The sequence below is a fragment of the Aeromonas sp. 600886 genome (assembly GCF_049174935.1).
GTDB lineage: Bacteria > Pseudomonadota > Gammaproteobacteria > Enterobacterales > Aeromonadaceae > Aeromonas > Aeromonas veronii_A.
Genome location: NZ_JAAKUB010000007.1, coordinates 70,228 through 82,563, shown reverse-complemented (window position 1 = coordinate 82,563; position 12,336 = coordinate 70,228). Strand labels below are relative to the sequence as shown.

Here is a 12,336-nt window from a genome sequence, read left to right as displayed (position 1 = left end):
AGCAACAAGCGGAACAGCAACAAAAAAGAGGGGCGGTTTATACCGCCCCTCTTGCTGTTTACTCCCCCGCTCAGGCGAGACAGGGCTGAGGCCGGGCCATGCGCAGCGAGGCTACCAGCATGGCGAGGATCACGGCGTAGATAAGCGGGATGGCGTACATCACCGCCTGCAGGCCGATCACCTGCTCGAACAGGGCGCTGATGGCCGGGCTGAACATGGCCCCCGCGCTGCCGCTGATGAGAATATAGGAGACGTTCTTGCTCGATGCCTGGCGCACAAACGACACCCCGTAGGCGATAAAGGCGTTGTAGAGCGCGGCGCAGACAAAGCCGTAACCGTAGGTGAGGTATGGCAGCTGGCTCAGGTTGTCGGTGGTGACGATAAGCGCCGTCATCCCCATCGCCAGAGTGATGATCACCAACAGGAAGGTGCGGATCGCAATGCGGGTCACGATGGCGGTCGACACCAGCGCGCCGAGCAGGGCCGCCGTCCAGTACTGGGTGATGATGTTGCCCGCCTCCTCGAAGGGGATGCCGAACTTGTTCTTCACGAACATGGGCGCCCAAGTGAGGAAGGTGTAGAGCGCCAGCATGCCCAGAAAAAGCCCCAGCCCACCGCTGATGATGCCAAGGTTCCACTCCGAGTGCTCGTTGCCGGCGCTCTCGCCGCCCGCCTCACAGCTGCGGAAGTTGGTCAGCACCGCCACCAGCATGGTCGCCAGTGCCACCACGCCCACCGCCAGATAGCTCCAGCTCCACGCCATGGCGTGAGTGAGCGTATAGGTGGTGACAAGCGGGAAGACCACCCCGGCCACGTTGAAGGTGGCATCCTGCACCACCAGCATGGTGCTCTGCATCCGCGCCTGCCAGACGCTCACCACTAGAGTCCCCGCAATGCAGAGTCCCACCCCACCGCACAGGCCAATCACCGTCATGGCCGCCATCACCACATAGAGCGAGCCGGTCAGATGAAGCGAAGCCGCCGCCAGCGCGATCAGGCCGTAGCAGAGCAGCGTCATCCGCTTGAGGCCCACCTTCTCGATGAGGAAGAAGGCGGCAATGGTGCCCGCCAGCGCCCCGCCGTTGAGCAGGGAGAAGATGGAGGCCACCTGATTGACGTCGGCGCCGAACTTGGCGGCGATGGGGTCGATCAGCATGCCGAACTGGGTCGCAAAACCGGCCATCACGAAGTTGGCCAGGAAGCTGATGGCAGTGAGGGAGAGCTTATTGTTCATATTGGATCTCTCTTGGGGTCAGGGTGCGTGCAGGGTTGGGCGGGCCGCGGCGCTTACAGCGCGGTGTGCAGCGCCAGCTCGATCATCTGGTTGAAGGAGAGTTGCCGCTCCTCGGCAGTGGTCTCTTCACCGGTCAGGCAGTGGTCGGAGACAGTCAGGATGGCGAGCGCCTCGATCCCCTGCTGATGGGCCAGCCCGTAGAGACCGGCCACCTCCATGTCGATGCCGAGCACGCCGAACTTCTCCAGCGCCGGAATGAGGTTTTCGTCCGGATCGTAATAGAGGTCGCCGGTGAAGATATTGCCCACCTTGACCGGAATCGCCTTCTCCTGCGCCTTGGTAAACGCCTTGTGCAGCAGGGCGAAGTCGGCCGAAGTGGCCATCTGGTAACCGGCGCTGCGCTTGGCGTTGGTCGGGGAGTCGGTGCCCGCCGCCTGCGCCAGAATGACGTCGCGCATCTGCACGTGGCGCTGGGTCGCCCCCAGACTGCCGATGCGGATGATCCGCTTGACCCCGAAGTCGTTCACCAGCTCGTGGGCGTAGAGCACCATGGAGGGGATCCCCATGCCGTGGCCCATCACCGAGATACGCTGGCCGTTGTAATAGCCGGTGTAGCCCAGCATATTGCGCACATTGGTCACCTCGCGCGCATCGGTCAGAAAGGTCTCGGCGATATAGCGGGCCCGCAGCGGGTCCCCCGGCATGATGACGGTCTCGGCGAAATCGCCCGGGTTGGCATTGATATGAGCGGTCATTATTGTTGTGCTCCAGTTTGACTCGTGTGGATGAGGGCATCCTAGCCCCCGCCCCCTCGCCCCTTGCAGGACAAAAGTCCTGTTGCCCCGATCGAGATCCCAGTTCCGGTAACTTGTTGTCTGCTACATCGCATACCGCATGCTTTTCGACGTTGCTTGCCAAGGCTTGCCCATCACAGCCACCCGCCATTCCCGACCTACCGGTGTAAAAAAGCGGGAGGGCAACGCCCCTCCCGCTCGGTAGGCCCTGCGAATGACGCAACAGGCCGACGGCATTGTTCACTCTGCCGGTTGACACGCAATGCCAGCCATGGGCTGGCTAGCTCAAATCATGCAGTGCCTTGCCAAGGGGCGGCGTGAGGCGCAGATCCGAAAAACGCACCACCAACCCCTGTCGCTCGGGGGTGCAGCACATCACTCCGATAAAGCAGCGCTCGCCTGGCGGGAACGGAGCGAGCCGCAGCAGTGGCCACACCTCGCCATCGGTGGAGTATTGCAGACGCAGACAATCGGCCAGCCGGGTCAGGCGCAGCCAGAAACGGCGCGGATTGCCGCTGAAAATACCGGTGGCCCAGTCAGATCGCAGATTGGTGAGCACGCTGCCGATCATCGGTTGGGCATCGTTGTACTCTATCCCCGCTTTGAGCCAGTGCGCCTCGTCTTGCAGCAACATCAACCCCGCCTGATCGTAGAGGGTGGTGAACTCCCCTTCGACACAGACCTGAAAGGTAAATTCACCCTCGACCTCACAGCCATAGAGATGCCCACTGTGGCGCTCGAAACCATACCAGGTGCTGCGCCAAAAATCGGTCTGCTTGTCCGTTACCACCAGCAAGCCGTCGCTTGTTTTGTGCCATTCGGCCGGTTCATTGAGCCAGCACCATTCAAGCCCTTCCCTCATCCTCTTTTGCTCCTGTTCTCGCCATGTTTCCCGTTGTCACCGGCCCATAACACTCGGGCGCGCTCATACTATCGCTGGCCATTCGGCCACGAGCCCCAGCTGCGAGCGGCCAGCCAAAGGGACTCCATTGTGTCGCCATCATGACTGGCGAGCAAGCCGTTGGGGCCAACCTTGCAACCGATAGGCGATCGGGCAAGTAAAAGGGGGCCCCTATTGCACGACGATAAGACATCTCGATATGGGCTCGAGTCGACTAACAGGTGGTCGATAGAGGGGACGCTTCAAGCCAGCCAACATCAGATGGCATATCAGGCATCACACGAAACGAAAAAGCCCAAGCAATCTAATTGCTTGGGCTTGGTATGTGGCGGAGAGACAGGGATTCGAACCCTGGGTGGCATTGCTGCCACAATTGATTTCGAGTCAATCCCGTTCGGCCACTCCGGCATCTCTCCGTGGGGAGAGAGTTTTACCCAAGCTGGGCCGAGGATGCAACATAAATTTCTTATATATCAAATGGCTGAATCAGCTATCTGAGAGCAGGCTCACAATGCTTCACGCACGGCCTGCGTTGCGAGGCCACTCTTGTATGGCTCTGTATCCACCCGCTCGCACACCCGGCCATTATCCACGTCGTGATATTCCCCCATTGCCATGAGGCGCCTCTTTTTCCTGCTTGGCACTCAAATTTATGGGTGATGCCGATTTTGGCTGGTTTCCTATGTATCCCCAAATCATTGCGGGTGCGCGGCAAGCTGGTAATCATGGGCTGATTGAGGAACAATCGCGCCATCCTGGCGGCTGTGTTGATGATGTTCCGCCCCGATTGAACTGATGGATCTCCTTATGCGATTGCCGAAACTCATACCCCTCTCCATAACGCCCGCCCTTTCCCTGCTGCTGGCAGCGATCCTGCTCTGCGCCACGCCGGCAGAGGCCAAACGCTACCCGCTGCCACCTGCCGGGAGTCGCCTAATCGGTGAGCTGGAGGATTACATCATCCAGCAGAATGAACATCTGGAGCTGGTTGGCAAAAATACACAAATTGGATTTTTGGCGCTGCTTGAAGCAAATCCGGGTGTAGACCCCTATTTACCCAAGCCGGGCACCCGCTTGACGCTGCCCACCCAGATGCTGCTGCCTGATGTGCCGCGCGAGGGGATCGTCATCAATCTGCCCGAACTGCGCCTCTACTACTTCCCCAAAGGGAAGAACGAGGTCATCGTGCTGCCCATCGGGATTGGCGATATCGGCCGCGAAACACCCGAGATGACCACCACCGTCATCGAGAAGAATCCCAACCCGACCTGGGTTCCCGGCCCCATGGTGCGCAAATCCTGGCTGGAGCAAAAAGGGATCACCCTGCCCGCCGTGGTGCCCCCCGGCCCGGAGAATCCCCTCGGCAAGTTCGCCATGCGCCTTGGCTATGGCAAGCGCGACTACCTGATCCACGGCACCAACAAGGATTTTGGCGTTGGCCTGCGGGTAAGTGCAGGCTGCATCCGGCTGCGACCTGACGATATTGAGGCCCTGTTCAAGATTGTGCCGATCGGCACGCCGGTGCGGGTCATCAATCAACCGGTCAAGGTCGCCATCGAACCGGATGGTAGGCGCTGGCTGGAGGTGCACTCCCCGCTCTCCCGCACCGAAGAGGAGCTTGAAAATGGCGCCCCGCTGGTGCTATCTCCGGCCATAGAGAGCTTTATCAGTGCACCTGACGTGATGCAGGATGAGGTGACGGCGGCGCTGGAGAGCAAAAATGGCCTGCCCCGCCCCATCAGCAGCCAACTTGTCAGTGGTTAAGTCACCAGCGCCCGAGTCGCACCGGAGTCACCTTACCTCATGAAATTCCTGCCCCTCCTGCTCCTGTTGGTCTGTCACTCCTTGTGGGCCAAGGACATTCTCTGGATGAACAATGGCGATCGTCTGACCGGCAACATCGAGGAGGTGACCGAACAGTCGGTGCGCATCGCCCTTCCCTACAGCGGCGCAGTCACCGTCCAGCGAGAGGCCATCAAACGCTGGCGTATCGATAAAGAGGACAAACCCAAGGCGACGGCAAAGGGTGGGCTCAAGCTGTTCGAGGATGACCAGGATGAACGCAACGCCTGGCTCTGGACCGGCAGCGGCGATCTCAATGTCAAACTCAAACAGAATGACAAGCAGACCAACAACGTCAACCTCAAGTGGAAAAGCGAGCTGGCCAATCTGGACTGGCGTTACAGCTTCTCCGGTGAATACACCTATGAGACCGCTGACAACGTCACCGACAGCCATGATTATCAGCTCAACCCTACGCTGGACTACTTCTTCAACCAGCAGTGGTTCTTGCGTACCTCACTCGATGCCGAATATGACATGCTGGATAAAGATCGCTATCTCTACATGGACTATGGCTCGGGGCCTGGCTATCGCTTTTGGAACGACAAGCGCCGCCGACTGGAGCTGATGGCCCAAGGGGGGCTAAGTCGGCTCTACTTCCGTGAAGATAGCAAGATCACCGGCGTTTTTCTGGGTGAACGGGTCATAGACTACCCCTTCGCTGGCCTGAACTGGGATTATCGCCAACCTTTCTCCCTCTGGCAGGAGAAAATGGAACTGTTCAGCCAGGGGCGCTATCTGAAATATCTGGCACAACCCTCCCCCTATGTCACCCGTAATCAGGACCTGAAAGGCAGCATAGGGTTGCGCTACTACTTCAATGACCATCTGCGCCTCTCCTGGTCGAGTGAGCTGAATTGGGAAGATGCTGACATCCTTGTCGACACAGGCAGCCCGGAACCCCGCGAGAGCGAATTAAGACACCTGCTCAGCCTTGGCGTCAGTTTCTAGCCCCGGCTCCCCAACACGCAAAGAGGAGCCAATTCGGCTCCTCTTTGCTTTAGGCAGACAGGCTCGCTAGATCAGCCCCCAGGCGGCAATCTGGTAGATCCATACCATCGCCAGCAGGGTGCCGACCAACCCCATGATGACGCCGATGCGCACCATCTGGTGACTCTCCACCAGACCGGTGGCGTGGGCCAGCGCATTGGGCGGGGTACTGATGGGCAGCGACATCCCGAGCGAAACCGAAATGGTGACCGCCAGGATCAAGGTGTGGCTGCCGCCCCACTCGGCCAGCTCCGGCATGCTGACCGCCAGTGCCGCCACCAGTGGCAGCAACAGATTGGCGGTTGCGGTGTTGGACATGAAGTTGGCCATCACCACTGCCAGCAGACAGGCACCAATCAGCACCGCCAGCGTGGAGTATTCGTGGAACGGAATGTGGGTGATGAGCCGCTCGGCCAACCCGGAGTCCTCCAGCGCCAGCCCCAGCGCGATACCACCCGAGACCAGCCAGAGCACATCGAGGGAGATCTTGTGCAGATCGTCCTTGGTGATGATGCCGGTGGTCAGGAACACTGCCACCGGGATCATGGCGACCACGTAGGAGCTCATGCCGTGCAGATCCCCCAGCAGCCAGAGTACTATGGTGGTGATAAAGGTGAGGTAGACCACCCAGGCGCGGGGGGTCTGCATAAAGCGCCCCTCAATCTTGAGATCCATCCGCTTGAGGGAACTCGGGAAGAAGCGCCCCAGCAGGAACCAGCCAAGCAGCAACAGCAACACCACAAAGGGCACCGCAAATCCCATCCACTGACCGAACGAGATGGCATGCTCGCCGGTCAGGTATTTGAGGGCCACTGCGTTGGGCGGAGTACCGATGGGAGTGCCGATCCCGCCGAGGTTGGCCGCCAGCGGAATGGCCAGCACAAAGCCGACTTTGGCCGGGTCCTTGTCGGGAAATGCCGCCAGCACAGGGGTAAGGATGGCCAGCATCATGGCGGTGGTGGCGGTATTGCTCATAAACATGGAGAAGGTGGCGGTGATCAACATCAGCCCCAGCATGACGATCCGGGGATCCTGACCAAACGGGCGCAGCAACACCCGCGCCAGATTGACGTCCAGATGGTATTTGGTCGCCGCAATGGCGAGGAAAAAACCGCCGAGAAACAGCATGATGACCGGCGAGGCAAAGGTCGCCATCACCTCGGTGGACTTGAGCAGCTCACCAAACCCCGGTTCGGCCTTGTCGGCAGTCATGAACCAGAGCCCCTTGTCGGAGAGCAACAGCAGCTCCAGCACGATGATCAGCACCGAGGTGGCGAAGATAGGGATGGGCTCCAGGATCCAGCAGAGGGCGGCCAGCACGAAAATAGCCACGACCCGCTGCTCGATGACGGTGATCCCCTCCAGCGGGATCCAGTGGGTCGGGATCAGCAGGATGGCGAGGCTCAGCAGCAGTGGCAGAATAATCTTGTTATTGATGGGCACTATTGTCTCCAGGATCGGGAGTAAGAAGCCAATAGTGGCATAACATGCTATCGCCTCACGCGGCCAACTCGCCAAAATGAGAGCTGGCTAACTGCACGGCGCACCGTTTTGTGAGTCATATCAAGCTGGGGTCGGCGCGCGATGGCTGACGCCTCAGACCTTGCAACAAACAGGCAAAAAAACGGGCCCGCTGTTCGTTGCACACGACAGCGGGCCCGTTTCACCATTCATGCCGATGAGGGTGCTCAGAAGTAGATGCGGGTCACCGACTCGATGACGCAACCCGGGCGACGGATCCCTTCGATCTCCACCTTGATCTCTTTGAGCAGCTCCAGCCCACCCTTGATGGGGGTGACCCGGGCCAGCTTGGTGCGGGCGCGGATGTTGCTGTCCACCTTGATGGGGTACGGGAAACGTACCTGATCCAGCCCGAAGTTCACCACCATGCGGGCGGTCGGGAACTCGGGGGTGGCCTCATCGACCGAGCCGGTCAACTGCGGCAGCAGCGCCAGGGTCAGGAAGCCGTGGGCGATGGTGGTCTTGAAAGGCGACTCGGCGGCCGCGCGCTCCGGATCGGTGTGGATCCACTGATGATCCCCGGTCACGGCAGCAAACTGATCGATCATCTGCTGGCTGACGTGCAGCCACTCGCCCACATGGGTCTCTTCACCAATGCGAGCCTGCAGGGCGGCATAGAGCTCGGCAGCCTCGGCTCCCAGCTCCACAGCGGGTTCCTGAGCCACGGCAGGCTGACCGTTGGCCACCCGTGCCACGGTTGCTGCATCCTGTTGCTGCTCGCTCTGGGTCTCGGTTTGCAAGTCCAGTACACGACCCAGCAAAGGGTGAAGATGTGCCTTTTGCTGAAACTCACGCCAGTAGTCGCGGATCGCCGGTGAGAGCCAATCCTTGAGCTCAAAGGGGTGCTGCGCCAAAATTTCGCGCTTGCGCTTCAGAAAATCGACAACTTTCATGTTTCGATCCCTATGTGATTCATTGCCTGTAAAGAGGTCTAACCAGTCCTATTTTATTAAAGTTTCAGCTGTAAGTGCAAAAAAATCTCGGCGTACACCTGTACCAAGGCGGAAGTAACTACTTACACCATGTAAACCAGCACGATCTGCCAATGAGGAAATCGATTGCCAAAGATGCCGCCAGCAGGGGAAATTCGCGGGGCTCATCATGAAAAAAGGCCCTCATCGGGCCTTGTGGTGGGGACTCAGCGCGCGCTCGACCAGCCGCGACGCAATCCCTCTTCATCCAGAAAGGACCAGGCGAGGATCCGGCTCACCTTGTTGCCCTGCGCCATGTCGATCACCCGTACCTGACGCGCCCCCACCCGGCTCAACGCCTTTTTCGCCCCCGGCAGATTCTCTTTTTTCGACACCAGCGAGCTGAACCAGAGGCACTGAGTGGCAAACTCCTTGCTCTGGGCAATCATGTTGGCCAGAAACGCCGCCTCGCCCCCTTCGCACCAGAGCTCGGCCTTCTGGCCGCCAAAATTAAGCACAGGAGCGCCTGTCACCTCCTTGCCCAGATTGCGCAGCTTGCGCTCCGTCCCCTTGCTCGCCTCTTCCAGCGACGCATGGAACGGCGGATTGCATAGCGTCAGGGCAAAGCGCTCCTTTGGCCCTATGATGCCGCGAAACACATGGTTGGGGTTTCCCTGCAGGCGACACTCAATCTGATTGCCGAGCCCGTTGCTCTTGGCCAGCAGGGTGGCCGCCTTGACCGAGACCGGATCGATATCCGATCCGACAAAACGCCAGCCATATTCGCGGCAGCCTAGCAGCGGATAGATGCAGTTTGCCCCCACCCCGATATCCAGCACTCTCACCCCCTTGCCGGTAGGGAGCTGGCCTGCGCTCTCGGCCAACAGATCGGCCGCCCAGTGCAGGTAGTCCACCCGTCCCGGGATAGGCGGGCAGAGGTAACCGGTAGGCAAGTCCCAGTGGGCAATCCCGTAGTGATGGGCCAGCAGGGCGCGATTGAGGGACTTCACTGCATCGGGATTGGCAAAATCGATGGTGCGGGTACCGTAGTCATTGATAAATATGTGGACGGCCAACTCGGGAGTTCGCAGGCAGAGCGCCTCAAAGTCGTAACCCGCCTCATGGCGATTACGGGAGTGAAGTCCGGATTTACGGTCGCCCGACTTGGGGCCACCAGCTGATGGGATGCGGGGTTTCATGCTGAGCCTGCCGAAGAAAACGGGCCCACACTATAGTGATTTGACTCGGGAAAGTCTAAACGAGGGCAATAAAAAACCGGGCTATCGAGCCCGGTTCAAGTGAGGTTGGAAAAACAGTCCGTACTGCGAGCCGTTTGTCCAGCCTGACTCAGATATCGATCCGGCGAGCTTGCCAGAACTTGCTGCGCCAGTATTGGCTGTCCAGCTTGGAGCGGGTCACACCGGCTCGAGTCGAGGCGTGAATGAATTCGCCATTCCCGACATAGATACCAACGTGGTTGAGACGACGATTGATTTTGAAGAAGACCAGATCACCTTCGACCAGATCCTGCTTGGAAACGCGCGTCCCTTCGTGAACTTGAGAGCGGGTATCGCGGGGAAGTTCAATACCGACCGCATTGCGAAACACTTCACGGGCGAAGGCGGAACAATCGATACCACGTTCGGTTGTACCACCGTAGCGGTAAGGGGTACCGCGCCACTCTTTGTATACTGTCAGGATTTCATTCACATCGGGTGTCTGCGAAGCTTCCGGTTCAATAACGGGTTCCATCATGGAAACTTCGATCTTGCTCGCGACCTCGGGTTGGGGTGCCGAAGCACAACCCGCCATTCCGAGCGCGACCAGCAGTAGCATCAGGTAGCGCAATCCTTTATCCCCGCAAAATAGTAAATCTTGTTAAAATACGGCCCCAAAGGGCAATTTATAAGGCAACAGCACCCGACTATATCCAAGAATTCTATCGAGGCAAGTGAAAATCCCTATCAAGCTCACATTTTTGCAAGGAAATGCACGATTTTTCATAATTAATGTGATCATGCCCAAACAATATACAATCGCAAAAAGGACCTTTGGCCTCATAGATAACTGGCTTTTATCCCTGCTTCAGCACCTTTTTAAAGTGAAAAATCATGATCGAAACCGATCTTTTTTTGTTAAAACCAGCCAGGGTATGCCAGGCACTGCTTGCTCAATTGCCTGAATGGCTGTCAACCGATGAGCTGCATATCTGGCAAACCATGACCCATCCTGAACGGCGTCAGGAATATCTGGTGAGCCGCGCCCTGCTGCGCCAGCTGTTGTCCGAGAGGCTGCAACGCCCTGCCGCCAGCCTGCAATTTTGCAACGGCCCCCACGGCAAGCCCCAACTGCATGATGATGCTTGGCAGTTCAATCTGAGCCACAGTGGCAGCTGGCTGGTGTTGGCGCTCTGCCCGCAGGGGCAGCTTGGGGTGGATATCGAACTGGGCAAACGGCGGCATCACCCCCTCCCCCTGGCCCGCCGGTTTTATGCACAGAGTGAATATGAGTGGCTCTGCGCGCTGCCTGCTCCAGAGCAGGAGAGTGCCTTCTACCGGCTCTGGTCACGCAAGGAGGCGGTACTGAAAGCCCACGGTGGCGGCATAGCGGCGGGACTGGAGAAGGTGCGGTTTCTCCCGGAGGAAGGGTGGCGACTCGACAACCGGCTCGATGACACCCCTTATCAGGTACAGGATTGGCCCTTTGCCAGCGGCTGGCTCAGTCTCGCGGCGGCAACCCCCGTGACCTTTTACCGGCTTGATGAGCGCTTGAATTGCCAGTCACTCAACCCCATGTTACTCAACACCCTTTCTGAAGAGTCCAACTCATGATCGTCGACATTAATCCCCAGAATTTTCACGCTGAACTGATCGATGCCTCCATGAAGAAGCCGGTCGTCATCTATTTCCATGCTCCGCAGATGCCGGAGTGTCACGGGATGACACCGCTGATCGAATCACTGGTTGGGCCCGCTAATGAGCAGGTCACCCTGGCCAAGGTGGATATGAACGATCCCCAGTTGCAACCGCTCGCCAGCCAGCTCGGCCTGCGCGCCCTACCCGCATTGGTGCTGTTCCATCAGGGTCGCCCTGACGAACAGGGGATCATCGAAGGACCGCAGGATGAAGCCACCCTGCGCCAGTATTTCGCCGCCTTCGCCCCCAAAGAAGAGGAAGAGTTGCTGGCCAAGGGGCAACAGGCACTGGCTGACGAGCAGCCCAGCATCGCCTATGCCCATCTGACCAAGGCACACCAGCTGGCCCCTGAACGTCACGACATCAGCCTGTGGCTTATTCAGGCCGCGCTCGACCTCAACCTGCTGGATGAAGCGCAGGAGCGCCTCGGCACCATCCCGATGGTGGCACAGGAAAGTCACTTCCATACCCTGAGCTCACGACTGGCGCTGGCCCTGCAAGCGGCAGACAGCCCGGAACTGCGCGCGCTGGAAGCCCGTCATGCAGAACAGCCTGATGATTTTGGTCTGGCACAAGAACTTGCTGTGCAATACAACCAGGCCGGCCGTCAGGAAGAGGCATTGGAACTGCTGCTGGCGATCCTCAAACGGGACTTGGCATTCGGCGAAGCAAGAAAGACCTATCTCGATATTCTGGCGACCATGGGCAGCACACCGGCGGCACAGAGCTACCGTCGCAAACTCTATAGTCTGCTCTACTGATCAGATACTGACTGGCTGGTAATGATGGGGGAGTGCCGGGAGACCGGCATGACCTCATGGGTCAAGTACGAAGAAGGTACTGTGGGAATAAGGTGCTGTGGGAATAGTGGAGAAACGGTGAATTTCAGGCAAAAAAAAATGGCGCAAAACTGCGCCATTTTTTTCGCATGGATTACTTCTTGTAGGAAGTAGCCATGTTGTCGATGCGCTGGTTAGCACGCATAGCTTCTTGCTTGGCTTCGGCAACATCAGCAGCGATTTTGGACTGATCAGCACGAACTGCGCTAACATCTTGAGCCAGTTGGTCAACTTTGTTAGACAGATTCTGAACGGAAGTTTCCAGTTCGCTGGTGTTTGCACAACCGCCCAGCAGAGCGGACAGACCAACAACACCTACCAACAACAATTTTTTCATTTTTAAAGCTCCCTTGAACTCGCCAGACGTTTAGCAAGCGGCGTGATTATGG

Annotated in this window: 12 protein-coding genes and 1 tRNA gene; 4 read left to right on the top strand and 9 right to left on the bottom strand. The window is 58.5% G+C overall.

Annotation, left to right across the window (positions count from 1 at the left end; all coding sequences use genetic code 11):
* Positions 1-70: 70 nt before the first annotated feature.
* The 4 genes from tsgA to G5179_RS07695 form a co-directional block, all read right to left on the bottom strand.
* The gene (gene tsgA / locus G5179_RS07710) at positions 71-1,234 is read right to left on the bottom strand and encodes an MFS transporter TsgA (protein WP_216951705.1); all 1,164 of its coding nucleotides are present in this window, start codon (positions 1,232-1,234) and stop codon (positions 71-73) included.
* A 53-nt stretch (positions 1,235-1,287) separates the two neighbouring features.
* Positions 1,288-1,989 (bottom strand): purine-nucleoside phosphorylase, encoded by a 702-nt coding sequence (gene deoD / locus G5179_RS07705; RefSeq protein WP_005303072.1) that lies wholly within the window; start codon positions 1,987-1,989, stop codon positions 1,288-1,290.
* Positions 1,990-2,308: 319 nt separating this feature from the next.
* Positions 2,309-2,890, bottom strand: coding sequence for a DUF1349 domain-containing protein (locus G5179_RS07700; RefSeq protein ID WP_216951707.1), 582 nt, complete (start codon positions 2,888-2,890; stop codon positions 2,309-2,311).
* Between the two features lie 365 nt (positions 2,891-3,255).
* Positions 3,256-3,345, bottom strand: a tRNA-Ser gene (locus G5179_RS07695).
* 391 nt (positions 3,346-3,736) lie between these two features.
* Between G5179_RS07695 and G5179_RS07690 the strand changes: the two genes are divergently transcribed.
* Together G5179_RS07690 and G5179_RS07685 are read left to right on the top strand one after the other, a co-directional pair.
* Positions 3,737-4,693 carry a L,D-transpeptidase family protein gene (locus G5179_RS07690; protein WP_216979181.1) on the top strand — a complete coding sequence of 319 codons (957 nt, stop codon included), beginning with the start codon at positions 3,737-3,739 and terminating at the stop codon, positions 4,691-4,693.
* Between the two features lie 39 nt (positions 4,694-4,732).
* Positions 4,733-5,722, top strand: coding sequence for a DUF481 domain-containing protein (locus G5179_RS07685; RefSeq protein WP_323913161.1), 990 nt, complete (start codon positions 4,733-4,735; stop codon positions 5,720-5,722).
* A 66-nt stretch (positions 5,723-5,788) separates the two neighbouring features.
* Here G5179_RS07685 and G5179_RS07680 read toward each other — a convergent pair whose 3' ends face one another.
* From G5179_RS07680 to G5179_RS07665, 4 genes are all read right to left on the bottom strand, one after another.
* Entirely contained in the window at positions 5,789-7,204 is a 1,416-nt protein-coding gene (locus G5179_RS07680; RefSeq protein WP_421222144.1) for an SLC13 family permease, read from the bottom strand.
* A gap of 245 nt (positions 7,205-7,449) precedes the next feature.
* A complete protein-coding gene (locus tag G5179_RS07675; protein WP_204483864.1) occupies positions 7,450-8,175 on the bottom strand; it encodes a MaoC family dehydratase in 726 nt (241 codons plus the stop codon).
* 245 nt (positions 8,176-8,420) lie between these two features.
* The gene (rlmF, locus tag G5179_RS07670) at positions 8,421-9,392 is read right to left on the bottom strand and encodes a 23S rRNA (adenine(1618)-N(6))-methyltransferase RlmF (RefSeq protein ID WP_421172009.1); all 972 of its coding nucleotides are present in this window, start codon (positions 9,390-9,392) and stop codon (positions 8,421-8,423) included.
* Between the two features lie 148 nt (positions 9,393-9,540).
* Positions 9,541-10,029: a C40 family peptidase gene (locus G5179_RS07665; RefSeq protein WP_421172010.1), complete on the bottom strand. Its 489-nt coding sequence runs from the start codon at positions 10,027-10,029 to the stop codon at positions 9,541-9,543.
* Between the two features lie 275 nt (positions 10,030-10,304).
* Between G5179_RS07665 and G5179_RS07660 the strand changes: the two genes are divergently transcribed.
* The gene (locus G5179_RS07660) at positions 10,305-11,024 is read left to right on the top strand and encodes a 4'-phosphopantetheinyl transferase family protein (RefSeq protein ID WP_158112381.1); all 720 of its coding nucleotides are present in this window, start codon (positions 10,305-10,307) and stop codon (positions 11,022-11,024) included.
* Positions 11,021-11,869: a tetratricopeptide repeat protein gene (locus G5179_RS07655; protein WP_421258144.1), complete on the top strand. Its 849-nt coding sequence runs from the start codon at positions 11,021-11,023 to the stop codon at positions 11,867-11,869. The genes G5179_RS07660 and G5179_RS07655 overlap by 4 nt, the downstream gene beginning before the upstream one ends.
* 172 nt (positions 11,870-12,041) lie before the next feature.
* On the opposite strand, the gene G5179_RS07650 is transcribed toward G5179_RS07655, so the two are convergent.
* The gene (locus tag G5179_RS07650; protein ID WP_005334342.1) at positions 12,042-12,284 is read right to left on the bottom strand and encodes an Lpp/OprI family alanine-zipper lipoprotein; all 243 of its coding nucleotides are present in this window, start codon (positions 12,282-12,284) and stop codon (positions 12,042-12,044) included.
* Positions 12,285-12,336: the final 52 nt, after the last annotated feature.

Coding starts and splice junctions, on each gene's coding strand:
- tsgA (WP_216951705.1), bottom strand. CDS start 1,234: ATGAACAATAAGCTCTCCCTCACTGCCATCAGCTTCCTGGCCAACTTC.
- deoD (WP_005303072.1), bottom strand. CDS start 1,989: ATGACCGCTCATATCAATGCCAACCCGGGCGATTTCGCCGAGACCGTC.
- G5179_RS07700 (WP_216951707.1), bottom strand. CDS start 2,890: ATGAGGGAAGGGCTTGAATGGTGCTGGCTCAATGAACCGGCCGAATGG.
- G5179_RS07690 (WP_216979181.1), top strand. CDS start 3,737: ATGCGATTGCCGAAACTCATACCCCTCTCCATAACGCCCGCCCTTTCC.
- G5179_RS07685 (WP_323913161.1), top strand. CDS start 4,733: ATGAAATTCCTGCCCCTCCTGCTCCTGTTGGTCTGTCACTCCTTGTGG.
- G5179_RS07675 (WP_204483864.1), bottom strand. CDS start 8,175: ATGAAAGTTGTCGATTTTCTGAAGCGCAAGCGCGAAATTTTGGCGCAG.
- rlmF (WP_421172009.1), bottom strand. CDS start 9,392: ATGAAACCCCGCATCCCATCAGCTGGTGGCCCCAAGTCGGGCGACCGT.
- G5179_RS07665 (WP_421172010.1), bottom strand. CDS start 10,029: ATGCTACTGCTGGTCGCGCTCGGAATGGCGGGTTGTGCTTCGGCACCC.
- G5179_RS07660 (WP_158112381.1), top strand. CDS start 10,305: ATGATCGAAACCGATCTTTTTTTGTTAAAACCAGCCAGGGTATGCCAG.
- G5179_RS07655 (WP_421258144.1), top strand. CDS start 11,021: ATGATCGTCGACATTAATCCCCAGAATTTTCACGCTGAACTGATCGAT.
- G5179_RS07650 (WP_005334342.1), bottom strand. CDS start 12,284: ATGAAAAAATTGTTGTTGGTAGGTGTTGTTGGTCTGTCCGCTCTGCTG.